This window comes from Nocardia cyriacigeorgica, from assembly GCF_029868385.1.
Lineage (GTDB): Bacteria > Actinomycetota > Actinomycetes > Mycobacteriales > Mycobacteriaceae > Nocardia > Nocardia cyriacigeorgica_F.
This window is the reverse complement of sequence record NZ_JARWNX010000064.1, coordinates 367,021-390,994: the sequence shown is the minus strand read 5'-3', so window position 1 is coordinate 390,994 and position 23,974 is coordinate 367,021. Positions and strand designations below refer to the sequence as shown.

Here is a 23,974-nt window from a genome sequence, read left to right as displayed (position 1 = left end):
TCGGAGTAGCGCTTTCGACGCGGACGCCGGTGACGCCTCCCCAGCCGCAGACCGCTACGCCGCGACCAAAATCAGCCCCGCGCCATATCCACGAACCGACTCAAATGCAGCTGGTGCGCCACAGTGATGGTGGCAGTCGGACCATTTCGATGCTTACCCACGATCAGATCGGCCTCACCACCACGCGGATCGTCGCGCTCGAAGGCATCGGGGCGGTGCAAGAGGATGACCATGTCGGCATCCTGTTCCAAAGAATTATGCAAACTTATGCCATTAGCCACAAAATTTTCGGTCCCGGGCACGGTCCCATCGAATACATCTTGCATGCCAAGGCTGGTGATGTCGACGACTCTGTCCCAGAACACGTCGTTGGTCGCGAGCATCTCGATATCGGCGTCGTCGAGGACCGTCGCTACTCGGGCGAGGCGGGAACGGCTCGGGGAGTGCTTCCACATGGCCGAGCCGCAGAAGCGAGAGCCCATGGCAGCCGAGAACTGGCGGTGTGTCATCTGTTTGGTCGCCAGCAGATCGCGGACGTGGGTCCACACTTCCTTGGGCACGGTGTCGACATTGACGTTCGGGGAAACCACCTCCAGCTCGGCGCGCACCGCTTCGGCCGACCGGCCGCGGGCTCCGTGGACACCGATATCACGCAGGAAGATGTTCTGGTTCTCGACGCCGTTGATCGTCAGGTGCCAGCACGGACGGTAGTCGCCCTTGCTGACCATCTTGATCCGACCGTGCACACCCAGGCGAAGCAGCAGCTGTGCGACATCGTCGATCAGGCGGCGGCTGGTGGATGCGTAATAGATCCGGGCTTGACGACCCGTGGCGTCCCATCGCACGGAACCATCGGTGGCCCACAGATGCCGCAGGAACAACGCCACCTGATCGTTCGGCAGCGCGAAGATCGGCTGAGGAACGAACTTCTCGTAGCTCCGCAGCCCGAACAGGCCGAGCTGGTCCAGCCACGCAGCGATCGGGTTTCGTCTGCCGTGAGTGAGTCGGTAGGGCGCCGGAAGTCGCAAGGTCGTCACACGGGCTGCCGCGTATTCGTCACGTACGGCGGTGACTCCGAAGTGTTCGGCGGCGGTGGTGACTGCGGTCAGATTCTCTTCGTCGACACTCGCGTAACGAATGGGCTGGCGTTTCACGCAGGAGCCGTCGCCGATCATGTGCGCGAGCAGAATCACCTCGGACTCGGCCATCCTGGTGGTGTGCACCGGCTCGGGCACCATGCGCGGTGTGGCCAGGCGGTCGCCGACCGAGAGTTTGTCGAGGGCGATCCAGCCGTCGACGGTGAGGAACGGATGGTTCCCGGTCGCTTCGACTTCACGCCCGGAGGCCAGCCGCAGTCGGAAGACTTCCTTGCGGCCGCTGGGGAACACTTTCACCATCGGACGCGCGACCATCCGCAAACGCTCATCGAGCGACCAGACCAGCGGCTGTTCGCCGGTGGCAAGCAGCTCCCCCAACGTGGTCTCTGCACCGGTATCGGCACGAAGAATCCGCGCCGATGCCGGGAGGCAGCCCGATTCGCGCAGGTCGGAGACCATGGGGCGCTTGTCGGTTCGTTGTTCGGGGCCTCGGTTCAGCTGGCTGATGGCGATGACGGGGACTTCGAGTTCCTTGGCCAGTAGTTTGAGGTTTCGGGAGAAGTCCGAGACTTCTTGCTGGCGGGATTCGACCTTCTTGCCGGAGGTCATCAGCTGGAGGTAGTCGACCACAACGAGTTTCAGGTCGTGACGCTGCTTGAGGCGCCGGGCCTTGGCGCGGATTTCCATCATGGTGAGGTTCGGCGAATCGTCGACGAACAGCGGCGCCTCACTGATCTCACTCATCCGCCGCGCCAGCTTCGTCCAGTCGTCATCGCTCATCCGCCCGGACCGCATATCCCCGAGCTTGATCTTCGCCTCCGCCGACAGCAGCCGCATGACGATCTCGGTCCGACTCATCTCCAGCGAAAAGATGACACTCGCCAACCCATGCTTGATCGAGCAACTCCGCATGAAATCCATGCCAAGGGTCGACTTGCCAACTCCAGGACGCGCCGCGACGATGATCATCTGGCCGGGATGGAGGCCGTTGGTGAGTTCGTCGAGTTCGGTGAAGCCGGTGGGGACGCCGAGGGAGATGCCGCCGCGGCTGGCGATGGAGTCGATTTCGTCCATCGTGGGCTGGAGGAGTTCTTCGAGGGGGAGGAAGTCTTCGGTGGTTCGGCGTTCGGTGACCTCGTAGACCTCGGCTTGGGCGCGGTCGACGACCTCGGCGATGTCTTGGCCGTCGGCGCCCGCGTAGCCGTATTGGACGATGCGGGTGCCCGCTTCGACGAGGCGGCGCAGGATGGCCTTTTCGGCGACGATCTCGGCGTAGTAGCCGGCGTTGGCGGCGGTGGGGACGGTCTGGGTGAGGGTGACCAGGTAGGGGGCGCCGCCGATGCGTTTGAGTTCGCCGCGACGGTCGAGGCCCGCGGCGACGGTGACGGGGTCGGCGGGTTCACCGCGGCCGTAGAGGTCGAGGATGGTGTCGTAGATCGCCTGATGGGCGGGGCGGTAGAAATCGCCGGGGCGCAAGGCCTCGATGACGTCGGCGATGGCGTCCTTGCTGAGCAGCATGCCGCCGAGGACGGATTGTTCGGCCGCCATATCGTGCGGCGGTTGCCGCCCGAAGTCCTCGCCGGGCGGTTCGGGTGGGTAATCGGTATGCCCACGGTCATCGACGACTGCCACCAGACTCGACCGTCCTCTCTTCCCGACAGGGCTCACCCTATTGACGACTGGTTCTACCCCCGGGGTACGACAGATTCGGCGTGTCGGACAGGTATGACCAGCACCGTTGCCTGCCCCGGGCCATGGGCTCAGTTACCGTTCCGGCACCGGGCCGGACCGTGACCGCTCAGGGCTTCGCGCACGGCGATGCGACGAACCTAGGCGACCGTGCATCCACACGCCAAACCGGGCTGTGCACACATCTGTGGATAACTTGTGGACTGTTTACCCAACCGTGTGCACCTCCTGTGCACTACTTGGGGAAAACCCTGGTCAGCTATCACAAACACGCAGATAGGTACGTATTTCCACAGGTGTGCACGTGTGGATAAATAAAGTCTCGGCGTGTCGGTGGAGTTGAACAGCCGGGCGTGTTGAGTTAACAGACGGTAGACAAGCTATGAGGTGAATCACATTACGAGCAGTTGGTTTCTCCAGTGATCCACAGCATGCACATCTGGGGATAACTTCCCGTCGTCCGGGCAGCACGAAGCCACCCCCGTGATCGCGGAGCGACCGATGCATGACAGGGCTAACCCACGGCTAACAGCATGGGGATAAGTCCTGAGAACAGACAGCGCACGGTCGAAGGCCACCCTCGTACCGAACACGAGCGTGGCCTTCGACTATGGAGAAATCAGCGCGAGTGCGCGGACTCAGCTCTCGACTGCGACGACGTCCAGGTCGAACTTGGCAACCACGTCCGGGTGCAGGTGCACCGAGATCTTGTGCTTACCGGTCGACTTGATGTGCGACTTCGGCAGGTCGATGCTGCGCTTGTCCACGACCGGGCCGCCGGCCGACTTCACCGCGGCGGCGACGTCGGACTGGGTCACCGAACCGAACAGCTTGCCGGTGCCAGCGGTCTTCACGCTCAGCGACACCGACTCCAGGCCCTCGATGGCCTGCTTCAGCTCGTTGGCGTGGTCCAGGTCGCGCACGCGACGGGCATCCTGCGCCCGGCGAATGCCCTCGACCTGCTTCTGCGCGCCACGGCTGGCGACGATGGCAAGGCCGCGCGGGAGCAGGTAGTTGCGCCCGTAACCGTCCTTGACCTCGACCGTGTCGCCGGGGGCACCGAGGTTGTCCACATCAGCGGTCAGAATGAGCTTCATTTGCGTGCCTCCCTTGCTCAGCGAGCCGTCGACACGTAAGGCAGCAGCGCCACCTCACGCGAGTTCTTGACGGCAACCGCGATATCGCGCTGGTGCTGCACGCAGTTGCCGGTGACCCGGCGGGCACGGATCTTGCCGCGATCGCTGACGTACTTACGCAGCAGCGCCGTGTCCTTGTAGTCGATGTTGACGAGTCCGGTCTTGCTCTCCTTGCAGAAAGTGCAAGCCTTCTTCTTGAGCACCTTTTCGCGCGCGGGCGCTTTAGGCATGGTGTTCTACTCCGTAATCTTGGTGGCCCGCCGTCGCGGGCCGATATGAGCCGTTGTCAGAACGGCGGTTCGTCATCCATGCGGCCGCCCCCGAAGGAGCCGGCCGCGGGCGCGCTGCCCCACGGGTCGTCGGCGGCACCCTGGCCGCCGGAACGTCCACCACCACTGTTGGCCTGCTGGTAGTTGCCACCACCGCCGCCGGAACCACCGGAGCCGAATCCGCCGCCACCCCCACCGCCGCGGCTGGTCTTGTTGACCTTCGCGGTGGCGTAACGCAGCGAGGGACCGACCTCGTCGACCTCGAGCTCGACGACCGTGCGCTTCTCACCCTCGCGGGTTTCGTAGGAGCGCTGCTTGAGCCGTCCGCTCACGATCACACGTGAACCCCTGGTCAGACTCTCGGCGACGTTCTCCGCGGCCTCGCGCCAGATATTGCAGCGCAGAAACAGCGCTTCGCCGTCTTTCCATTCGTTGGTATTACGGTCGAACACGCGGGGCGTGGAGGCGACGGTGAAGTTCGCCACCGCGGCGCCCGCGGGCGTGAATCGAAGCTCGGGGTCGGCCGTCAGATTTCCGATGACGGTGATGACCGTGTCGCCTGCTGCCATGAGGTTCCTCCTGCTCGGTGTGCAGTTCCCGGGTGCACTCGCTGTGTCGTGCTAGAGCCTAGAGACAGGCACCGACCAAACGAGGCACAAAGAACTACTTGCCGTGGCGCAGGACCTTGGTGCGCAACACCGACTCGTTGAGTCCGAGCTGGCGGTCGAGTTCGCTCACGGTGGCGGGCTCGGCGGTCAGATCGACCACGGCGTAGATGCCCTCGGCCTGCTTGCTGATCTCGTAGGCGAGCCGGCGGCGGCCCCAGATGTCGACCTTGTCGATCTTGCCGCCTTCGGTGCGAACCACGCTGAGCATGTTCTCCAGGTTCGGACCAACGGTGCGCTCGTCCAGGCTCGGATCGAGGATGACCATTACTTCATATTGACGCACGGACCAATCACCTCCTGTGGACTAGGAAACGGCCACGGACGGTCCGTGGCAGGAGGGTCGTCGCGTCAGCAACCCGGCAAGGTTACCTGACCAGGTGTTGACCGACGAAATCGATCCCCCCGCCATTACGCTGGTCTCCATGCCGAACGGACCCGCAGCAGGCGAGCTCGTCGCCGGTCGCCTGGCGCGTCGCGTGACGCCGGCAACCGTCGCCGTGCTGCTGTGCGGGCTGACGCTGCTGGTCGCGTTCTGGAACAAGGCGCGCTGCGCGGGTGCGCCGTTCCGCACCGACGGGCGTTCGGTGGCCTTCGATCTGTTCAAGGATTCGCGGGTCTGTTATTCCGATATCCAGTTCCTGTGGCTCGGTCGCGATATCGATCAGCACGTCTTCCCCTATATCCACGGCGGCATCACCGACGACGGTTCGCTGGTCGGTGGTGCGGTGGAGTATCCGGTGCTCAGCGGCGTGCTCATGTGGCTCGGTGCGATCGGCGCGGACAACGACGCGATGTTCCTGCTGCATTCGGCGCTGCTGCTCGCGCCGTTCGCGCTGCTCACCGCGTGGCTGCTGGGCCGGATGGCCGGATGGCCCGCCCTGTTGTGGGCGGCGGGACCGCCGCTGGTGCTCTACGCGTTCCACAACTGGGAGCTGCCGGTGGTGTGCGCGGCGGTCGCGGCGATCTATGTGGTGACGGCGCTGCCGCGATATTCGCTGCGCACGAGAGGTGTGCTCGCCGCGATTCTGTTGGCCGTCGGGTTCTGTCTGAAGTTGTATCCGGGGATCTTCGTTCTGCCGTTGATGGCATATGTGTTGACCGGGGGCGCCGAGTCAGACAGTGCACGTGTGCGCAAATTCGATATGCGTGGTGCATTGCTCACGGGCGCGGCGGCGCTGGCGACAGTGGTGGCGGTGAATCTGCCGTTCGCGCTGGCGGGCTATGAGGGCTGGCGGGCCTCGATCACCTTCCAGCAGTTGCGTCAGGCCGATATCACCACCAATTCGATCTGGTACTGGGGATTGCGGCCGCTGTTCGGGCCGGACGCGGTGAGCGAGGAGAATTTCCAGCAGGTGGTCTCCGGCGCCTCGCCCGCGCTGATCCTGGTCTCGTTCGCGGTGGCGATGTGGTTGGGCTGGCGGCGTTTCGGCACCACCGGAGTGTTTCCGTGGGTGGGTGTGAGCGGTGCGATGCTGTGTGGATTCCTGTTGTTCCACAAGGTGCATTCACCGCAGTACACGCTGTGGATCATTCCCTTCCTGGTGTTGCTGCGGGTGCCGTGGACGTTGATCGGCGCCTATCTGCTGGCCGATGCGGCCATCGGTATCGGAGTGTTCCGGTATTTCTATGCGCTCGGCACCGGAAATTCTGTCGAGACGACCGAGGCGATCGTGCAGTTCGGGGTGTGGGGCCGCGCGGCGCTGTTGCTCGTGCTGTTCTTCGTGTTCGTGCGGGCGAGGCCGCGAATCGACAAGCCCACCGCGCCACCGGCGCCGCACCGCGACTCCGGCGATCTCGTGCCCGTCGGCTGAGTCCGGTCCGAGACAATGGTGCGATGACCGACTTCGCCGATATCGACCTCACCCGCACCGCCTACGACGGCGTCGCCGAACTCTATGCCGACCTCGTGGCGGGCCACCTGGACCGCAGCCCCTGCGACCGAGCCATGCTCGGCATCCTCGCGGAGCTGGTGCGCGACAACGGATCCGGCCCGGTCGCCGATATCGGTTGCGGTCCCGGCCGGATGACGGGGTATCTGGCCGAACTCGGGCTCGACGTCTTCGGAATCGACCTGTCCCCGGAGATGATCGCGCTGGCCGAGCGGCTCCATCCGGGCCCGCGTTATGCGGTCGGCACCATGGAGCGACTCGATATCGCCGATGGTTCGCTGACGGGGCTGCTGGCCTGGTATTCGATCATCCACCTGCCGCCGCACCGGGTGCCGGATGTGTTCGCCGAGTTCCACCGGGTCCTCGCCGACGGCGGTTACGCACTGCTCGGCTTCTTCGCGACCGATCCGCCCGCGCTCGTGACGGCCTTCGATCACAAGGTCACCGAGGCCTACTGCTGGTCGCCGGAGCGGCTGCTCGAACTGCTTGGCACCGCCGGTTTCGCGCCGGTGACGCGGATGGTCCGCGACCCGGGCCCGGAGGAGCGATTCGGTCAGGCCAGCGTGCTGGTGACCAAAGTCCCTCCGCGCGTTCGTTAGTCCGACGGGTGGCGGGCGTCCGGGTACCGTGAGGTGGCGCCGCCCGCGGCGCGCCAGCTCCGACACCGTGGTCGATCGCCGAATTCACCGTCATCGTCAGGGGGACGACCGCCATGGAACTGACGTCACCGATCGACGCCGCTTTCTTGATCGGCGAATCCCGCGAGCATCCGATGCATGTCGGTTCGATGCAGTTGTTCGAGCCGCCAGAGGGCTCGGGGCCCGATTTCGTGCGGCGATTGCACGACACCATGCTGGCCGAGCGGGAGCTGCATCCGACCTTCCGTAAACGTCCGGCCACGTTGTTCGGCTCCCCGCAGCTGGCGTGGTCGCGCGATGACGAGGTGGATCTCGAATATCACCTGCGCCGGTGGGCGCTCCCGGATCCCGGGCGCGTCGAGGACGCGCTCGATATGGCGTCGCGGTTGCACGGTGGCTTGCTGGACCGGCATCGGCCGCTGTGGGAGCTGCATCTGATCGAGGGCCTGGCCGACGGTCGGTTCGCGGTGTATTCGAAGATGCATCACGCCCTGATCGACGGTGTCTCGGCGCAGCGGTTGTTGCGGCGGACGCTGACCAGCGATGCGAGTTCGACGCAGGTCCGGGTGCCGTGGCACCTCCCGCGCCGGCAGCGTCGGCCGCGTACGGACTCCGGCTCGAACACCGTGGCGCGAAACCTGTTGTCGGCGGCGGCTTCCGGGCCCGCACTGATGCGCGTCGCGCGGTCGGCACTGGTGCAGCAGCAGTTGACGCTGCCGTTCGCGGCGCCGCGCACCATGCTCAATGTGCCGATCGGCGGTGCTCGCCGCTGTGTGGCCGGATCGTGGTCGTTGCAGCGGCTCGAACAGGTGAAGAAGGCGACCGGGTCGACGATCAACGATGTCGTGCTCGCCATGTCCTCCGGCGCCCTGCGCGGCTATCTGGCCGAGCGGGACGCGTTGCCGGACAAACCGCTGATCGCGATGGTGCCGATCTCGTTGCGCCCGGCCGATGACGACGGGGACGGTGGCGGCAACAAGGTGGGCGCGATCCTGTGCAATCTGGCCACCGATATCGCCGATCCGATCGAGCGGTTGCGGGTGATAGGTGAGTCCATGCGGCGCAGCAAGCAGGTGTACGCGGGGCTGTCCAGTACGCAGTCGATCGCATTGTCGGCGCTGATGGTGAGCCCGTTGGCGTTGTCGCTGTTGCCGGGGCTGGTGTCGATGACGAGTCCGGCGTTCAACATCGTCATCTCGAATGTGCCCGGCCCGCGTGAGTCGATGTTCTGGGGTGGCGCGCGGCTGGACGCGGCCTATCCGATGTCGATCCCGCTGGACGGGCAGGCAGTCAACATCACGCTGACCACCACTGCGGACAATCTGGATTTCGGGATCGTCGGCTGCCGTCGCAGTGTGCCGCAGCTGTCGCGACTGCTGATCCATCTGGAGGATGCGCTGGCCGCGCTGGAGGACGCCGCGCGCTGACATTTTCCCTCCCCAGCAAAACTAGAACGTGTTACATTCGAGGCATGGCACCGATGCCGATCGATGGCGCCGCGGCCGCATACTGGCGATATCTGCGGTACGCGGCGGTTTCGAGCGGCAGGGGCCGCCACGGACGTTCGCGGGATCGGATCCGGCGAGCCGAACATTATGCAACCCGTTCCAGGGCATAGGGAGACCAGAACCGCCATGCGTACCGAAATCTGTGACCGCCTGGGGATCGAGTTCCCCATCTTCGCCTTCACCCATTGCCGCGATGTGGCGGCCGCGGTCAGCAATGCCGGTGGTCTCGGTGTGCTCGGCGCGGTCGGCTTCACCGCCGAACAGCTCGAGGTCGAGCTGACCTGGCTCGATGAGCACGTCGGCGACAACCCCTACGGCGTGGATCTGGTGATCCCGTCCAAGTACGAGGGCAAGGGCATCGATGGCCTCTCGCCCGAACAGCTCGAAGCCGAGCTGGTCAAGCATGTCCCGGATGGGCATCGCGATTTCGCGGCCAAGCTGCTCGCCGATCACGGTGTGCCGGAACTGCCCGCCGATGAGGTGCATCCGCAGCTGCTCGGCTGGACCGCGACCACCGCGGCCCCGCAGATCGAGGTGATCCTGCGGCATCCGAAGGCCAAGCTGGTCGCCAATGCGCTCGGCACGCCGCCGCCGGATGTGGTGAGCAAGATCCAGGAGTCCGGTCGCCTGGTCGGCGCGCTCTGCGGTTCGGTGAAGCATGCGCTGAACCACAAGGCCGCCGGTCTGGACTTCGCGGTCTGCCAGGGCACCGAGGGCGGCGGACACTGCGGTGAGGTGTCCTCGCTGGTGTTGTGGCCGCAGGTGATCGATGCGGTCGGCGATATGCCGGTGCTCGCCGCCGGTGGTATCGCCGACGGCCGTCAGGTGGCGGCGGCGATGGCGATGGGCGCGGCGGGCGCGTGGACCGGTTCGATCTGGTTGACCGTCGAGGAGGCCAATGTGCCGCCCGCGCAGATGCAGACCTATATCGACGCGACCAGCCACGACACCGTCCGTTCGCGGGCGTGGACCGGTAAGCCCGCGCGCATGCTGCGCAACGATTGGACCGAGGCGTGGGAGCGGTCCGATACCCCTGATCCGCTGCCGATGCCCTTGCAGATGATGGTCGCGCTGGATGGTGTGAAGCGTGGGCACCGGTATCCGGAGGCGGCGAAGGACGTCAATTTCAATCCGGTCGGCCAGGTGGTCGGCATGATGAACAAGGTGGAGCGTTCGGCCGATGTGATGGCGCGGTTGGTGGAGGAGTACGTCGAATCCTGCGAGCGCTTGAACAAGCTCAACGGTTCACTCTGAGCGCGGAACGCAGCTGACCGACGGCCGCCGGATCTTCGGATCCGGCGGCCGTCGAACACGATATAACCGCTGCGGGAGCGCCGAGAGATCGCGAATCCGCCAGCGGTGACGGCAGATTCGGGCTCAGCGATTCAGGCTGTTGCCGCGTGTGGCGCTTCGGTGGGCTCGGCGCGATCGAGCAGTTCCGCGAAGCGGGCGAGCACCTTCTCGTGGTACATCCCGAACAGGTCCTCGAAGAGCGCGAGCTGGGCCTCCGACGGTCCGGAATCGGACTCCCACACCGCCATCAGCGCCCGCCACACCAGCACGTGCAGATCGGCGGCGCCGGCGAAATAGGCCTCGATCGCCTCCGGCACCTCCAGCACCATCTCACCGATGGAGTTCAAGATCGCCCGCTGCATGGTGGAGCCGAGCCCGCTGAGCAGTCTGCGCACCAACCCGATCTCGACCGAGAGGATCTCCCGATAGTCCGGAACCTCCAGGCGGGCAAGCGCTTCCAGGGTGTCGATATCGGCCTTGAGCGCCACCGGATCGGCCTCGCAGCGGCCCGCGGTATAGGCGAGCAGCGCGTCCATCACGATGCCGCGTTCCACTTCGACGATGTCGTGGAACATCTCGACCGCGACCTCGGGCATCTGCACGGAGTAGCGGAACAGATGCCGGTAGACGTCGATACCGCCGAACTCACGGACATCGCGGATGGTGAAGCCCTTACCGCGACGCGCGTCTACGAAGCCGTAGGACTCCAGCCGTCCGAGTGTGAGTTGCGCTGTGGCGCGGTTCATGTCGAATTCATCGGCGACCTGCCGCACCGAGGGCATCAGTTCGCCGGGCCGGTACTCCCCCGCGGCAACCCGGCGTGCCAGCTCATCGGCAGCGTCGGCGACCACCGTCCGGGATCCCATCGTGTACCTCTCACCTTCATCCATACGTCCCAGACAGTCTAGGCGCAATGTGCCAGACTGCACATGGATACTACGGGGCGGCGCAGTGTGAGGTGAATCATGACCACTCGATGGGGTAGCGGCCGGGCCGGAGGCGAGCCGACGGGGCGGTCCGGCCTGTTCCAGGCACGCACCGAGGGCGCGCCGCCGATGAGCCGGGCGGCGCGCAATGCCAGGTTGGCGGCGCTGCCGGTCGCCTACGCGGGTCGGCGCGCGGCGGGAGTCGGGCGGCGGGCGCTCGGCCGCTCGGCGGACGAGGTGGACCGGGAGATCCAGTTGCGCACCGCGCAGCACATCTTCGAGGTGCTCGGCGAGTTGAAGGGTTGCGCCACCAAACTCGGTCAGCTGCTGTCGATCTATCAGCTCGCACTCCCGGAAGATATAGCCGATCCCTATCGCATCGCGCTGACGCGGCTCCAGGACGCGGCGCCGATCATGTTGCCACCCGCGGTGGATGCCGCGATGGCGGCGAGCATGGGCGGCTGCTGGCGGGCGGCGTTCGGCGAGTTCGACGATCACCGGGCGGCGGCCGCCTCCATCGGGCAGGTGCATCGCGCGATATGGCATGACGGAAGGCCGGTGGCGGTCAAGATCATGTATCCGGGCGGGCGAGCCGCCGTCGAGGCCGATCTGACCCAGTTGCGCCGCATTTCGACACTGGCCTCGGTGTTCCTGCCCGGCGCCGATGTGAAGGCGGTGACCGAGGCGATCTGCGATTGTGTGCGCGACGAACTCGATTACGGCGCAGAGGCGGACAATCAGCGCGCCTTCGCGGCCGCGTTCGCCGATGATCCGGATTTTTATATCCCCGCCGTGGTGCGCCAGCGCGGTGATGTGCTGATCAGCGAATGGCTCGACGGTACGCCGGTCTCGCGAATCATCGCCTCCGGCAGCAAGTCCGAACGCGATCGAGTCGGTATGTTGATGACGCGGTTCGTGCTGTCGGGGTGGCGTCACGATCTGCTCTACTGCGATCCGCATCCGGGTAATTTCCGGCTGCTGCCGGATGGGCGGCTCGGCATCGTGGATTTCGGCGCCTGTGCCCCGTGGCCGTCCGAATTCCGCGCATTGGCCTACGATTTCTGCGACGCGTTCTTCACCGGCGGCGCGGCCGAACTCGAAGCCGGGGTGCGCGCACACGGATTCGTCGATCCCGGCCGCGCCCTCGACGCCGACGCGCTGGTCTCGGCGCTCGGCGAATGTGGGGAACCGCTGCGGCACAGCACGTTCCGGCTGACTACCCGCTGGTTGCGCAAGCAGGTGGTGCGGACGACGAATCCGCGGCTGTCGAATGTGGTCAGGGAGCTGACCATGCCCGCGCCGTTCACACCGTTCGCCCGCGCCGGGCTCACACTGATCGGCGCGCTGAGCCAGTTGGAGGCCGAGGGCTCCTATCTCGACGAGGTGGTGGGTGCGTTGCCGTTCCTCGACGAGGTGTTCCAGCGAGCGGATGTGGTTGCGGATGCCCGACCGATCGATCTGGCGGCGCAGCGGCGGATACGCGCGGCGCAGCGGGTTCCCATCAGCTGAGAGAAGTCCTGACCGCATCCCGCGGTGTCCCAGACAGAATGTGTTGCTCGGCGGCGATGCCGGTGCCCCGCAACGGCGCCGCCGGATACGACAAGGTCAGTACGACAACCACTCTCGCCATGCAGGCCGGATCAAGTCGGCCACGATCGCATAACCGTCCGCACCCGGATGCGCACCGTCACCGATCCGCACCTCGTGCCGCCACGTCGGATTCGCGGCGAGCGGCTGATGGGTGCGGACGTAGGGCACACCCGCGGTGGCGCAGATCTCGGTGAACAACCGATCCACGACGGCGGTGCGGGCATTGTGCTCGTCGTCGTCGATCGGCGGCGGTGCGACGACCAGCGCGGGCCAGCGATGTTCGGTGGCCGCCTCGAGTATCGCGGTCAGGTTGGCCGCGGAATCCTCCGGTGCGACCCGCGCTCGGCCGCCCTCCCACAGGGTGTCGTTGACGCCGAACGAGAACACCACGCGTGCGTCGACTCCCTCGGGGAGGCGCGGCAGGCATTCGGCGAGCCAGCGTGCCCGGATATCGGTGGAGGTCTGCCTACGCACACCGAGGTTGTACGCGGTGACCGGATGGGTGGCGGTGTGCGCGTCGGCCACCAGGCGACCGGCCCAGCCGAGCGCCGACGGATCGCCGACACCGGCGACGAACGAATCGCCGACGAAACAGATACGGGTATCACGACTCACCGGATGATCATGCCCGCCGCCCTCGTGCCATAAGATCGCGGTGTTCGTTCGGGAGGGAGTGATCGTGGCAGGGGAATCGGAGCGGCGGGCCGCCGCCCCGCAGTGGTTCGCGGATCTGCTCGGCAGTCGGCACTGGATACGCCGCACCGAGCCGTTTCCGCATGTCTACGCGCGCGATGTATTCGCGCCGGAATTCTATCGACGCCTCGCCGACGAGTTCGAGCGAGCGCGCAAAGACCATCCTGACCGGTTCGGCAAGGTCGCCGACGGGTACGGCGCCACCGGCCTGCGGCTCACCGAACTGCGTGACGGACCGCTGGCGGTGTTCCAGTCCCGTGAATGGCACGACACGATCGCCGGCGTCGCCGGGGTCGCGGCGACCGGTGACATCGAGGCCTCGCTGCATTGCCATCCGGTCGGCAGCCCGCGCGGCTGGCCGCACAACGATCTCGCGCCGGCCTGGTTCTCCGGTGCCGCACCGGGGCCCGGCGAAGTGCGCGTCCCCGATTCGACCGTGGAGACGAAGACGGGCAGGCGCGCCGACGGCGTCGAGGCCAGGGAGACCGTTCGCGCGGTCACCCTGCTGTTCTATCTGGCGAACTCGCCGTGGGAGCCGGGCGACGGCGGCGAAACCGCGCTGTTCAGCCGGGGTGAGCGCGGAGCGCGGGCGGTCAAAGCGGTCCCGCCGCTGAACAACTCGATGGTGATGTTCGAATGCACGCCGCGCTCATGGCATGCCTTCGCCGGTGCCAATACCGCCGAACGCAACTGTGTGGTGATGTGGCTGCACCGGCCGAAGGCCGATGTGGTGCGGCGTTGGGGAGGAGACCGCATTGTCCAGTGGTGAGCGTCGCGTCTGCCTGATCACCGGCGCCGGCGGCAGGCTCGGGGATGCCTTCTGTCGCGCCACCTACACCCACTACGACATCGTCGCGGTGTGCCGGAACCGGGTACCGGCGGCGCCCTCGCAGCACGAGTGGTTCGTCGACCCGCTCGACCCCGACCGCGCGGTTGCGCAGAACGAGTCGCGGGTCTTCGTCGTGCACTCGGATCTGGCCGAGCCGGGTGAGCCCGAACGGGTCGTCGATCTGGCGCTTGCCCGGTTCGGCCGGGTGGATCTGCTGGTGAACAATGCGGCCGATATGACGCTGCACCCGCTCGGCGTCGTCGACGGTGACGCCGCGCTCGACGCGTTCGCACCGGTGTTCACGCTGAATGTCGAGGTGCCGCTGCGGCTGGCGACCCGGCTGGCGCAGCGGTCCTGGCTGCACGACGATGCGGCCAACCGCGCGAACAACCGCAATGTCGTCAATGTGTCCAGCATGTCCGGGCCGGAGGTGTTCGGCGGTCAGACCCTGTACGGCACCTCCAAGGCCGCACTCAACAAGCTGACCCGTCATCTGGCCGACGAGTTCGACGAGTTCGGCGTGCGAGTCAACGCGATCGCGCCCGACGCCTTCCCTCGCTCCATTCCCACCAGCAAGGTCGTACGCTCCATCGTCGAACTCGACAGCGGCGAGATGACGGGCACCGTGTTCAGTGTGGTCCCACCGGAAGGGCCGCCGGTCGGTCGGCATGCTCGTCTGACCGGGGCGTGAGTTCGGTCCACACCGGAGCGGGACGAATCCCGGCGCATACTCGCTATGCGGACGTCCCTGCGTCGAGAAACCGATCGCCGTCGGGGCCGTGCGACGGAACCGCTATGGGGCGGGCTCGGCGCACCGCCGATACCACCTCGCGCCCGCGCGGGCAACCGATCGGTGGACATCGGTGCGGCGTGTTGGTGTGTATCGTCCGCGTCGGCCTCCTGCATACTCACGTGCAGTGAGCGAGGGTGGCCGACGTAGCTTCAACTCGATCCGAAAGTACCGATACGACATGCGAGTCGATGGGCGGGACATCCCGGTCACGGGCAGCCTGCTGCAACCGTTGACCAGGCGCACCAGTGACATCGTTCGTGTCGTACTCGCCGCGATCGGGGTAGGGGTGGTGATCGCCGGCTCGGTGATCACCCGGCCGGAATGGCTGGCGCTGGAACGTTCGGTATCGACCATCGTCGGAGTGCTCAATCCCGATCAGGCCAATCTGGTCTATCTGCTCTACGGCATCGCCATTCTGATCCTGCCGTTCGCCATTCTGATCGAACTCGTGCTCGGCAGGCAGTGGAAACTACTGGCCGGATACGCCGCGGCGGGCCTGGTCGCCGGGCTGCTGCTCTCCATCACCGGCACCGGTCTGTCGGCGCCGAAATGGCATTTCCAGGTGCCCGATAAACTCGACAACACCTTCCTCCAGCAGTTCCTCGACGATCCGCGCTGGATCGCGATGTTGGCCGCGGTGCTCACGGTATCGAGTCCGTGGCTGCCGGTGCGGGCCCGACGCTGGATGTGGTTTCTACTGCTGGCGTTCGCGCCGATCCATCTGGTGGTCAGTACCGTCGTGCCCGCGCGCGCCATGTTCGGGCTCGCGGTGGGGTGGCTGGTCGGCGCGGTGATCGTGCTCGTGGTGGGCACCCCCGCGCTGGAAGTTCCGCTCGAGGCCGCCGTGCGAGTACTGGCCAAGCGCGGGTTCACCGTCACCGCGGTCACCGTGGTGCGGCCATCTGGTCCGGGACCGCTGATGCTGTCGGCGGCCGTCGCCGGGCCGGAGCGGCTGCTCACGGTGGAGCTGTACGGAAAGAATCAGCGCAGCCACGGCGCGTTGCGGCAGGTGTGGCGCTGGCTCAACTTCCGGTCCAGCGAGACCGCCCCACTGCACGGTTCGATGCACCGGGCGGTCGAACATCGGGCGCTGATGGCCATCGCGATCGGCGATCTGGGAATGGCCGCGCATGCACCGGTCGCGGTGGCGTCGCTGGATCGCGGGTGGATGCTGTACGCGCATACGGTGCCGCGCGGCCAGGCGCTGGCCGAGTTGGACGAGCAGGTATTGCCGGGGCTGTGGCAATCGCTGGACTCCCTGCACCGCCGACAGATCGCGGTCGGCGATCTGCGTCCCGACGAGATCCGCGTCGAGGACGGCGTCGCCCGGTTCGGCGGATTCGTCGGCGCCGAACTCGGCGCCACCGACGCACAGGTGCAGTCCGATGTCGCGCAGCTGTTGGTCACGACGGCGTCCATCTTCGGCCAGGAAGCCGCGGTGCGCGCGGCGATCGCTGGCCTCGGTGAAAAATCGGTGCTCACCGCATCGCGCAGGCTGACCAGATCGGGGATGCCGTCGGGGATTCGTAAATCGGTGCCGGACTGGAAGTCGGTGCTGTCCGGCACTCGCGAGGAGGTGCGTAAGCAGACCGGCCAGGACCGCATCGAGGCCGAGCAGATCACCCGGTTCAGCCGCAAGAGCATCATCCAGCTGGTCCTGCTGATCGGCCTGGTGTACGTGGCGTATCCGTTCATCAGCGCCGTGCCGACCTTCTTCAGCCAGCTGCGCACCGCGAACTGGTGGTGGGCTTTCGCGGGTCTCGCGCTGTCATCGCTGACCTATATCGGCACCGCCGCCGCCCTGTGGGCCTGTGCCTCGGGGGTGGTGAGCTTCCGCAATCTGGTGATCATGCAGATCGCCAATACCTTCGCCGCGACGACCACCCCGGCGCGCGTCGGCGGTCTCGCGTTGAGCGTGCGGTTCCTGCAAAAGGGCGGCCTCGGTGCGGTCCGTGCGACGGCCGCGGTGGCGTTGCAGCAGGCGGTGCAGGTGATCACCCATATCGGCCTGCTGGTGTTCTTCAGTATCGCCGCGGGCACATCGGCCGATCTCTCGCATTTCGTACCGGACGCGACGATTCTCTATCTGCTCGCCGGGGTCGGCGTCGGCATCATCGGCACCTTCATGTTCGTGCCGAAACTGCGTCGCTGGCTCAATAATTCGGTGCGGCCGCAGCTACAGGAGGTGCTCGGCGAGCTGACCGATCTGGCGCGTGATCCGAAGCGGTTCGCCATCATCATCGCCGGATGTGCCGCCCTGACGCTCGGCCAGGCGCTGGCGCTGTGGGCCAGTGTGGAGGCCTTCGGCGGCGGGACGACCTTCGTCACGGTCACGATCGTCACCATGATCGGTGGCACGCTAGCATCGGCGGCGCCGACCCCCGGTGGTGTCGGCGCGGTGGAGGCGGCATTGATCGGTGGTCTGGCGACCTTCGGTCTGCCCATCGAGATCGCCGTGCCGTCGGTGCTGCTCTACCGCGTGCTCACCTGCTGGCTGCCGGTGTTCTGCGGTTGGCAGGTCATGCGTTGGATGACCAACAAGAACATGATCTGAGCCGACACCCGCGCACTGATAGGTGCACCCATCCCGCACGAAACTCGTTGTCGCGCAGAGATGGGTGCAGCACCACCGTTCCCGCCGTCACGAGCGCTGGCGGCGGGAACGATTCACGTGAAACCTACGAATGACTGTTGCGCAGCTCGACTTTCACGACCTTGCCGCTGGCATTGCGTGGCAGCTCCGCCACGACCACCAGTTCCTTCGGATGCTTGTACCTGGCCAGGTTCTCGTTGAGGAACGGCTCCAACTCCGCGAGGGTCAGTTCGGCATCCGGATCGGCGAGCGCAACCACCGCGACCGGCACCTCACCCCATTTCTCGTGCGGGCGGCCGATCACCGCCGCCTCGCGGATACCCGGATGGGCGAACAGCACGTTCTCCACCTCGGCGCAGTAGATGTTCTCGCCGCCGGAGATGATCATGTCCTTCTTGCGGTCCACCACATAGATGAAGCCTTCCTCGTCCTGGCGGACCAGATCACCGGAGTGGAACCAGCCGCCGGCGAAGGCATCGGCGGTGGCCTCCGGCTTGTTCCAGTAGCCCTGCATGAGAGTCGGCCCGCGATACACGATTTCACCGACCTCACCCGGTGCGACATCGTTCATCTCGTCGTCGACGATGCGGGCCTGAATGGTCGGGATCGGTTTGCCGACCGAACCCAGTTTGCGGATCGCGTCCTTACCGTCGAGCACGCAGGTGATGGGCGACATCTCGGTCTGGCCGAAGACCGCGACATTGAACGCGTCCGGGAAGCAGTCGGCCATGGCCTGGAGGACGGTGTCCGAGGCGGGTGCGGCGCCCCAGCTGAGCGCCTTCAGCGCCAGCTTGCGCTCGGTGACCGTCGGTTCGGCGCAGATGAGCTGCCATTGGGCGGGCACACAGAACGCGGTGGTGGCCTGTTCGGCTTCGATCGCATCCAGGAATTCGGTGGCGTCGAAGGCGCCGAGCGGATGCAGCACCGTTTTCGCACCGACCACGAAATACGGTGCGAGGCTGCCCAAACCGGCGATATGGAACAGCGGCGAGGTACAGAAGCCGATCGACTCCTGATCGATGGCCAGCGCCCGGATACAGGTGAGGGCCTGCGCGTTCATATTGGCGTAGGACAGGACCGCGCCCTTCGGGCTGCCCGTGGTGCCGGAGGTGTACATGATCAGGCTCGGCGTGTCCTCTGGCAGGTCGAGGGGAGTGTGCGCCCGGCCCTCTTCGGTGAGCAGATCGTCGAAGCCGAGCACACCGTCACCGGACTGCCCGCCGATGACGACACAGTTCTCCAGCGACGGGGTCTGCGCGCGGACGGCGGCGGCCAGCGGTTGCAGCACCGTGTCGGTGACGATCACCTTCGCGCCGCTGTCGGCGGCGATATAGGCGACCTCGGGCGGAGTGAGCCGGAAGTTCACCGGGACCGCGATGGCGCCGAGCGCGTTGATCCCGAAGACGGTTTCGAGGTATTCGGGGTAGTTCAGCGCCAGGATCAGCACCCGGTCACCGAAGCCGACGCCGCGGCGGGCCAGCGCGTCGGCGAATTTCAGCGAGCGTTCGTGCAGCTGCCGCCAGGTGGTGTCGGCACCACGGAACCGCACCGCGACCTCGTCGGGCCGCATGACCGCATGGGTCGCGATCTGATTGTTCCAATGGTTGCGCCGCGATCTGATCGGCTCGTCCAACGCTTGCACACCGGTGGTCATCCCAGGCACTCCTCTCCCGCACGGTGGCCGTCGGAGCGTCCGACGGTGGTGACGGGCTCAACCTGTGCGAAGAATAACAAGTAACTTACCTCTCAACAAGGATTCGCGGGGCCGATTCTGCGTTAATCCTCCACTTCCGGAGCCAGCGGGGAGCCGCGCAACAAATCTCCAGCTAGATCGGCGTTTATCCGACTCGACAAGCCGGTCGAAGCAACCAGCGATATCGAGTTCGCATGCGAATCACGACTCACTTCCATCTTGTCGTGAGCATGATTCACATGCCACGATCTCCCCCGAGAGCGGGTGCGCCCGCGATGAGCAGAGGAGAAGCGCAATGCTGCGGACCAGGTTCACCGAGACCTTCGGCGTGGAACATCCGATCGTGCAGGGCGGCATGATGTGGGTCGGTCGCGCCGAACTGGTGGCGGCCGTCGCCAATGCGGGCGGGCTCGGCTTCATCACCGCGCTCACCCAACCGACGCCCGAGGATCTGCGCCGCGAGATCGCGCGCACCAGGGAGCTGACCGATAAACCGTTCGGCGTCAACGTGACCATCCTGCCCTCGATCAACCCGCCCCCGTACGCCGAATACGTACAGGCGATCATCGACAGCGGCATCACCATCGTGGAAACCGCGGGCAGCAACCCGGAACCATTCCTGCCGTACTACCGGGACGCGGGCATCAAGGTGCTGCACAAGTGCACCAGCGTGCGGCACGCACTCAAGGCCGAACGGATCGGCGTGGACGGCGTCAGCATCGATGGGTTCGAATGCGCCGGTCACCCTGGCGAGGACGATGTCCCCGGCCTGGTGCTGATCCCGGCCGCCGCGCGAGAACTGAGCATCCCGATGATCGCCTCCGGCGGTATCGCCGACGCCCGCGGCCTGGTCGCCGCGCTGGCGCTCGGCGCGGACGGGGTCAATATGGGCACCCGTTTCCTGTGCACCCAGGAGTCGTGCATCGACCACAAGGTCAAGGAGCGGATCGTCGCGGGCAGTGAGCGCGACACCCAGCTCATCTTCCGCACCATGCGCAATACCGCCCGCGTGGCCGATAACGAGATCAGCCGCAAGGTGGTCGAGATCGAAAAGGCGGGCGGCACCTTCGAGGATGTCCGCGATCTCGTCGCCGGCGCGCGTGGCCGCCGCGTCTTCGACGAGGGCGATCTGGATGCGGGCATCTGGTCGGTCGGCCTGTGCCAGGGCCTGATCCACGACATCCCCACCTGTGCCGAACTCATCGAGCGCATGGTCGGCGAGGCCGAGGACCTGATCACCGCACGGCTGGCGGAAACCGTCGTCGTGGGCTGATTCGCCGGATCGAGTCCCGCCGCCCGGCGGACCAACGCGGGCCCGGCCTTCATTGCCTAATAGGCAATATTGCCTATTAGGCAATTTTTATCTAGGGTTGGCGGCATGCCGAAACCGGGCCTGCGTGAACGCAAGAAACGAGAAACCCGCCTCACCTTGAGCCACGCCGCCATCTCCCTGTGTGCCGAACGCGGCTGGGCCGAGGTGACGGTGGAAGACATCGCCGAATCCGCTGGGGTCTCGGTGCGCACCTTCCGCAATTACTTCGCCAACAAGGCCGAGGCCATCGCCTCCCGACATCTCGAGCGAATGCGCCAGATCGCCGAGGAACTGCGCGAGCGGCCCGCGAGCGAACCACTGTGGGAGGCCATCTCCGCCGCGGTGCAGGACCGATTCGCGTTGGGCCACGACATGTTCGACGCCTCGCACGCCGATGCCCGCTGGGTCGCCGGCGTGCGCACCATGCTGGCCGAACCTGCCGTGCAGCGCGCGGTCCTCGAGGCGGGCGCCATCGCCCAGCGCGAACTCGCCATCGTCATCGCCGAACGCACCGACACCGACCCGGACCACGATCTGTACCCGGATCTCGTGGCCGCGATGGTCGGCGCGGCGTGCACCGTCGCCGTCGACCACAGTCAGCGGTCCGACCCGCCGCGACCGGTCGGACCGCTGCTACGCGAGGCCTTCGACCGGCTGGCCGCCGGATTCCCCGTGCCATGAGCGCCGCCATGAGGAGAACCTTTTGATCACCGATATCGTCATCGCAGGCGCGGGCCCGACCGGGCTGATGCTGGCCTGCGAGCTGAGCCTGGCCGGTATCCGGCCGATCGTGCTGGAACGGCTCGCCGAACCGAGCGTCGAACCCAAGGCGAACGGTCTGGTCGGACAGGTGGTCCCGATGCTCGACCGCCGCGGGCTGTACTCCGCCATCAGCGGAGACAGCGCCGCCCCACAGCCGAATTCGGCGTACTTCATGTTCGCGGCGATGCCCTTGAACCTCGGTCTGCTCGCGCACAGCCCGGTGTACAACCTGCCGGTACCGCAGGCTCGACTGGTGGCGGCGCTGAGCGAACGCGCCCATGAACTCGGCGTCGAGATCCGACGTGGTTCGGAGGTCGTCGGTCTCACCCAGGATGAGGACCATGTCACCGTCGAGGTCGCCGACGGCGACGAACGCGAACAGATCCGGGCCAGATATCTGGTCGGTGCGGACGGTGCGCACAGTGCGATCCGCAAGCTTTCCGGCATCGACTTCCCCGGTGTCAGCTACGACCGGACCACCGCGCGCACCGTGCACGCGACGGTGCCGCCCGAGTGGGTCGACCCGGCCACCGGGGGTCTACGCATCCCCGGCTCCGGTGTGATCCGACCATTTCTGCCGATCCGCACCGACAGCGGCGGCTTCGCCTACGCTCCGTTCCCTGGGCATCCGCCGCTCATCAGCACCAGCGAACAGGATCAGCCCGAGACCGACGAGCCCATGACATTCGATGAGATGCAGGCCAGCATCGCCCGCGTGCTCGGTGTCGATATCCCGCTGACCCCACCCACCGGCGATGGACCGCATCTGCTGCGGCGGCTGGTCGGCGGAAACACCAGGATGGCCGATCGGTTCCGCGACCGGCGGGTATTCCTCGTCGGCGATGCCGCGCACGTCTTCTCGGTGATGGGTGGGCCTGGACTCAATGTCGGACTCCAGGATTCGATCAATCTGGGCTGGAAGCTGGCGGCAGCGCTGGACGGCCGGGCGCCGGAACACCTGTTGGACAGCTACGACCGCGAACGCAGGAAGGTCGCCGAGCGCACCATCATTTCGGCGCAGGCGCAGTCGGCGTTGGTGGCGCCTGGCAGCGATACCACCGCACTGCGGGAGGTCGTCGGCGAACTGCTGACCGACGAATCGACGGTGCGCAGACTGGCCGACCTGATCGCGGGCACCGATACGCGCTATGACATGGGTATCGATGATCCGCATCCGCTGGTCGGGTACTTCGCACCCGATCTGCTCGTTCACCTGCGGGAGCGGACTGTGCGGCTGGCCGAGTTGGTTCGCAACGGCCGTCCACTACTGCTGGATTCGGGCGATGGGACGGCGGGTCGAGAGGTGGCCGCGGGGTGGGGCGATCGGGTGGATGTCGTCACCGGACGAGTCGATGCAAAGGGCGATCTACCCGATGTGCTGCTGGTGCGGCCGGATTCGTATGTCGCGTGGGCTTGTTCGCCGGCCGAAGCGTCTGCCGAGTACTCGGACGGTCTGCGGTCGGCGCTTCGACGGTGGTTCGGCGAGGCACGCGGGCACGGCTCACCGAGCACCGCGACGCCCGCAGCGATGGCCGGAGACTGATCGGTCGGCGGCGGGACTCAGTGGTGGCGGGCCGCCAGCGCCATGACCGCGTCGTGGTCGTGGGCGGCGACGACTTCGATGCCGTCGGGGAGGGCGTGTAGGCGGTGGATGGTGGCGAAGGTGGCGTCGCGATCGGCGTCGAAGAGCAGGCCGGGCATGGGCGCCTTTTCGCGGATCAGCTCGATCTGGAGCTTGTTCCAGACGGCGTCACCGGCCAGCAGGACGCGGGAGCCGTCGTCGACGGCCAGCAGCACACCGATGCTGCCGGGGGTGTGGCCCGCCAGATCGACCAGCACCACCGATCCGTCGCCGAAGAGGTCCTTGCTGCGGTGGAAGGTCAGTACCGGTGGACCGTCGAGTTCGAACGGGGCGCACGGGCGGTTGTCGAGCGTCGCCCGCACCACCGACATGGGCGCGTGTGGGCCGGTGGTCGCCCAATCCAATTCCGCCGCGGGCAACTTGATCTCGACCGAAGCCGGGAGTTCGAGCAGCCCGGAGACGTGATCCCAATGCAGATGGGTCGGCAGTACGAAATCGATATCGGCGACGGCGATATCGCGGGCGGCCAGGGCGTCGGACAGGCCGAGCACCGGCTTATCGGGGGCCACCAGCATCGGGATGGGGAACGGCAGACCGGGTAGCACGCGACTGTGCGGGTCGGCGCACAGCGCCGGATCGACCAGGAAACGGGCGCTGGGATGTTCCACCAGATACGACCCCATCGCCATCGGGAGTTCACGCAGGCTGCGCACCCCTTCGGCGACGATGGTGGCGGGCGCGGCCAACGTCGCCTGCGGGATCACCCGTAGCCCGACGCGCACCCGATCCGGGGGTAGCGGCGCCTGCTCGATACTCGCCAGCAAGGCCGGATCCGGGCGGCGCGGACGCAGCAGCCGAGGCGGCGTCGCGGCCAGCGCGGCACAGCAGCGCAGCAGGGTCGGTACGGTCGGAATTCGCCCTTCGCGGATATCGGCCACGGCTGTCACGGTAGACCTTCCGGCGTGTCGGCGAAAGGGCGCGCGGACAGCACGGATCGCACCTTGCCGACACCGG

At 66.4% G+C, this 23,974-nt stretch carries 20 protein-coding genes; 11 read left to right on the top strand and 9 right to left on the bottom strand.

What is annotated here, in order from left to right:
- Positions 1–71: 71 nt before the first annotated feature.
- The 5 genes from QH168_RS27145 to rpsF form a co-directional block, all read right to left on the bottom strand.
- Positions 72–2,729, bottom strand: coding sequence for a replicative DNA helicase (locus tag QH168_RS27145; protein ID WP_280468814.1), 2,658 nt, complete (start codon positions 2,727–2,729; stop codon positions 72–74).
- Positions 2,730–3,424: 695 nt separating this feature from the next.
- On the bottom strand, positions 3,425–3,883 hold the full coding sequence (gene rplI / locus QH168_RS27140; RefSeq protein ID WP_280468812.1) for a 50S ribosomal protein L9: 459 nt from the start codon (positions 3,881–3,883) through the stop codon (positions 3,425–3,427).
- Positions 3,884–3,900: 17 nt separating this feature from the next.
- Positions 3,901–4,152: a 30S ribosomal protein S18 gene (gene rpsR / locus QH168_RS27135; protein ID WP_036541619.1), complete on the bottom strand. Its 252-nt coding sequence runs from the start codon at positions 4,150–4,152 to the stop codon at positions 3,901–3,903.
- A gap of 56 nt (positions 4,153–4,208) precedes the next feature.
- Entirely contained in the window at positions 4,209–4,760 is a 552-nt protein-coding gene (locus tag QH168_RS27130; protein ID WP_130918294.1) for a single-stranded DNA-binding protein, read from the bottom strand.
- 94 nt (positions 4,761–4,854) lie between these two features.
- Positions 4,855–5,142 carry a 30S ribosomal protein S6 gene (gene rpsF / locus QH168_RS27125; RefSeq protein ID WP_280468811.1) on the bottom strand — a complete coding sequence of 96 codons (288 nt, stop codon included), beginning with the start codon at positions 5,140–5,142 and terminating at the stop codon, positions 4,855–4,857.
- 139 nt (positions 5,143–5,281) lie between these two features.
- Here rpsF and QH168_RS27120 point away from each other — a divergent pair, with 139 nt between their 5' ends.
- The 4 genes from QH168_RS27120 to QH168_RS27105 all read left to right on the top strand — a co-directional run bounded on the left by QH168_RS27120 (position 5,282) and on the right by QH168_RS27105 (position 10,148).
- Positions 5,282–6,670 carry a hypothetical protein gene (locus QH168_RS27120; protein WP_280468809.1) on the top strand — a complete coding sequence of 463 codons (1,389 nt, stop codon included), beginning with the start codon at positions 5,282–5,284 and terminating at the stop codon, positions 6,668–6,670.
- Between the two features lie 23 nt (positions 6,671–6,693).
- Entirely contained in the window at positions 6,694–7,347 is a 654-nt protein-coding gene (locus QH168_RS27115) for a class I SAM-dependent DNA methyltransferase (RefSeq protein WP_280468808.1), read from the top strand.
- Between the two features lie 113 nt (positions 7,348–7,460).
- Positions 7,461–8,813: a WS/DGAT/MGAT family O-acyltransferase gene (locus QH168_RS27110; protein ID WP_280468807.1), complete on the top strand. Its 1,353-nt coding sequence runs from the start codon at positions 7,461–7,463 to the stop codon at positions 8,811–8,813.
- A gap of 207 nt (positions 8,814–9,020) precedes the next feature.
- A complete protein-coding gene (locus QH168_RS27105) occupies positions 9,021–10,148 on the top strand; it encodes an NAD(P)H-dependent flavin oxidoreductase (RefSeq protein ID WP_280468805.1) in 1,128 nt (375 codons plus the stop codon).
- A 131-nt stretch (positions 10,149–10,279) separates the two neighbouring features.
- On the opposite strand, the gene QH168_RS27100 is transcribed toward QH168_RS27105, so the two are convergent.
- Complete coding sequence (locus QH168_RS27100; protein WP_280468803.1) at positions 10,280–11,053, bottom strand: winged helix-turn-helix domain-containing protein; 774 nt, start codon at positions 11,051–11,053, stop codon at positions 10,280–10,282.
- Positions 11,054–11,152: 99 nt separating this feature from the next.
- Between QH168_RS27100 and QH168_RS27095 the strand changes: the two genes are divergently transcribed.
- The gene (locus QH168_RS27095) at positions 11,153–12,622 is read left to right on the top strand and encodes an ABC1 kinase family protein (RefSeq protein ID WP_280468801.1); all 1,470 of its coding nucleotides are present in this window, start codon (positions 11,153–11,155) and stop codon (positions 12,620–12,622) included.
- 96 nt (positions 12,623–12,718) lie between these two features.
- Here QH168_RS27095 and QH168_RS27090 read toward each other — a convergent pair whose 3' ends face one another.
- On the bottom strand, positions 12,719–13,318 hold the full coding sequence (locus QH168_RS27090) for a GDSL-type esterase/lipase family protein (RefSeq protein WP_280468800.1): 600 nt from the start codon (positions 13,316–13,318) through the stop codon (positions 12,719–12,721).
- Between the two features lie 64 nt (positions 13,319–13,382).
- Here QH168_RS27090 and QH168_RS27085 point away from each other — a divergent pair, with 64 nt between their 5' ends.
- The 3 genes from QH168_RS27085 to QH168_RS27075 all read left to right on the top strand — a co-directional run bounded on the left by QH168_RS27085 (position 13,383) and on the right by QH168_RS27075 (position 17,572).
- Positions 13,383–14,165, top strand: a complete 783-nt coding sequence (locus QH168_RS27085; protein ID WP_280468798.1) for a 2OG-Fe(II) oxygenase family protein — start codon at positions 13,383–13,385, stop codon at positions 14,163–14,165.
- A complete protein-coding gene (locus QH168_RS27080) occupies positions 14,152–14,916 on the top strand; it encodes an SDR family NAD(P)-dependent oxidoreductase (RefSeq protein ID WP_280468796.1) in 765 nt (254 codons plus the stop codon). Before QH168_RS27085 ends, QH168_RS27080 begins: the two co-directional genes overlap by 14 nt.
- A 280-nt stretch (positions 14,917–15,196) precedes the next feature.
- Entirely contained in the window at positions 15,197–17,572 is a 2,376-nt protein-coding gene (locus QH168_RS27075) for a lysylphosphatidylglycerol synthase transmembrane domain-containing protein (protein ID WP_280468794.1), read from the top strand.
- Between the two features lie 124 nt (positions 17,573–17,696).
- Here the strand turns inward: QH168_RS27075 and fadD5 are convergent, their stop codons facing one another.
- Positions 17,697–19,265, bottom strand: coding sequence for a fatty-acid--CoA ligase FadD5 (gene fadD5 / locus QH168_RS27070; RefSeq protein ID WP_280468792.1), 1,569 nt, complete (start codon positions 19,263–19,265; stop codon positions 17,697–17,699).
- Between the two features lie 334 nt (positions 19,266–19,599).
- On the opposite strand from fadD5, the gene QH168_RS27065 reads away from it, so the two are divergent.
- The 3 genes from QH168_RS27065 (at position 19,600) to QH168_RS27055 (ending at position 22,921) form a co-directional block, all read left to right on the top strand.
- A complete protein-coding gene (locus tag QH168_RS27065) occupies positions 19,600–20,577 on the top strand; it encodes an NAD(P)H-dependent flavin oxidoreductase (RefSeq protein ID WP_280468790.1) in 978 nt (325 codons plus the stop codon).
- Positions 20,578–20,682: 105 nt separating this feature from the next.
- On the top strand, positions 20,683–21,297 hold the full coding sequence (locus QH168_RS27060; protein WP_280468789.1) for a TetR/AcrR family transcriptional regulator: 615 nt from the start codon (positions 20,683–20,685) through the stop codon (positions 21,295–21,297).
- Between the two features lie 22 nt (positions 21,298–21,319).
- Positions 21,320–22,921 (top strand): FAD-dependent oxidoreductase, encoded by a 1,602-nt coding sequence (locus QH168_RS27055; protein ID WP_280468788.1) that lies wholly within the window; start codon positions 21,320–21,322, stop codon positions 22,919–22,921.
- A 17-nt stretch (positions 22,922–22,938) separates the two neighbouring features.
- Here QH168_RS27055 and QH168_RS27050 read toward each other — a convergent pair whose 3' ends face one another.
- Positions 22,939–23,898 carry an MBL fold metallo-hydrolase gene (locus QH168_RS27050; RefSeq protein ID WP_280468787.1) on the bottom strand — a complete coding sequence of 320 codons (960 nt, stop codon included), beginning with the start codon at positions 23,896–23,898 and terminating at the stop codon, positions 22,939–22,941.
- Positions 23,899–23,974: the final 76 nt, after the last annotated feature.

What these genes read in the sequence shown, in the direction of transcription:
- rplI (WP_280468812.1), bottom strand. Translation starts at nt 3,883, where the DNA reads ATGAAGCTCATTCTGACCGCTGATGTGGACAACCTCGGTGCCCCCGGC.
- rpsR (WP_036541619.1), bottom strand. Translation starts at nt 4,152, where the DNA reads ATGCCTAAAGCGCCCGCGCGCGAAAAGGTGCTCAAGAAGAAGGCTTGC.
- QH168_RS27130 (WP_130918294.1), bottom strand. Translation starts at nt 4,760, where the DNA reads ATGGCAGCAGGCGACACGGTCATCACCGTCATCGGAAATCTGACGGCC.
- QH168_RS27120 (WP_280468809.1), top strand. Translation starts at nt 5,282, where the DNA reads ATGCCGAACGGACCCGCAGCAGGCGAGCTCGTCGCCGGTCGCCTGGCG.
- QH168_RS27115 (WP_280468808.1), top strand. Translation starts at nt 6,694, where the DNA reads ATGACCGACTTCGCCGATATCGACCTCACCCGCACCGCCTACGACGGC.
- QH168_RS27110 (WP_280468807.1), top strand. Translation starts at nt 7,461, where the DNA reads ATGGAACTGACGTCACCGATCGACGCCGCTTTCTTGATCGGCGAATCC.
- QH168_RS27105 (WP_280468805.1), top strand. Translation starts at nt 9,021, where the DNA reads ATGCGTACCGAAATCTGTGACCGCCTGGGGATCGAGTTCCCCATCTTC.
- QH168_RS27100 (WP_280468803.1), bottom strand. Translation starts at nt 11,053, where the DNA reads ATGGGATCCCGGACGGTGGTCGCCGACGCTGCCGATGAGCTGGCACGC.
- QH168_RS27095 (WP_280468801.1), top strand. Translation starts at nt 11,153, where the DNA reads ATGACCACTCGATGGGGTAGCGGCCGGGCCGGAGGCGAGCCGACGGGG.
- QH168_RS27075 (WP_280468794.1), top strand. Translation starts at nt 15,197, where the DNA reads ATGCGAGTCGATGGGCGGGACATCCCGGTCACGGGCAGCCTGCTGCAA.
- fadD5 (WP_280468792.1), bottom strand. Translation starts at nt 19,265, where the DNA reads ATGACCACCGGTGTGCAAGCGTTGGACGAGCCGATCAGATCGCGGCGC.
- QH168_RS27065 (WP_280468790.1), top strand. Translation starts at nt 19,600, where the DNA reads ATGCTGCGGACCAGGTTCACCGAGACCTTCGGCGTGGAACATCCGATC.
- QH168_RS27060 (WP_280468789.1), top strand. Translation starts at nt 20,683, where the DNA reads ATGCCGAAACCGGGCCTGCGTGAACGCAAGAAACGAGAAACCCGCCTC.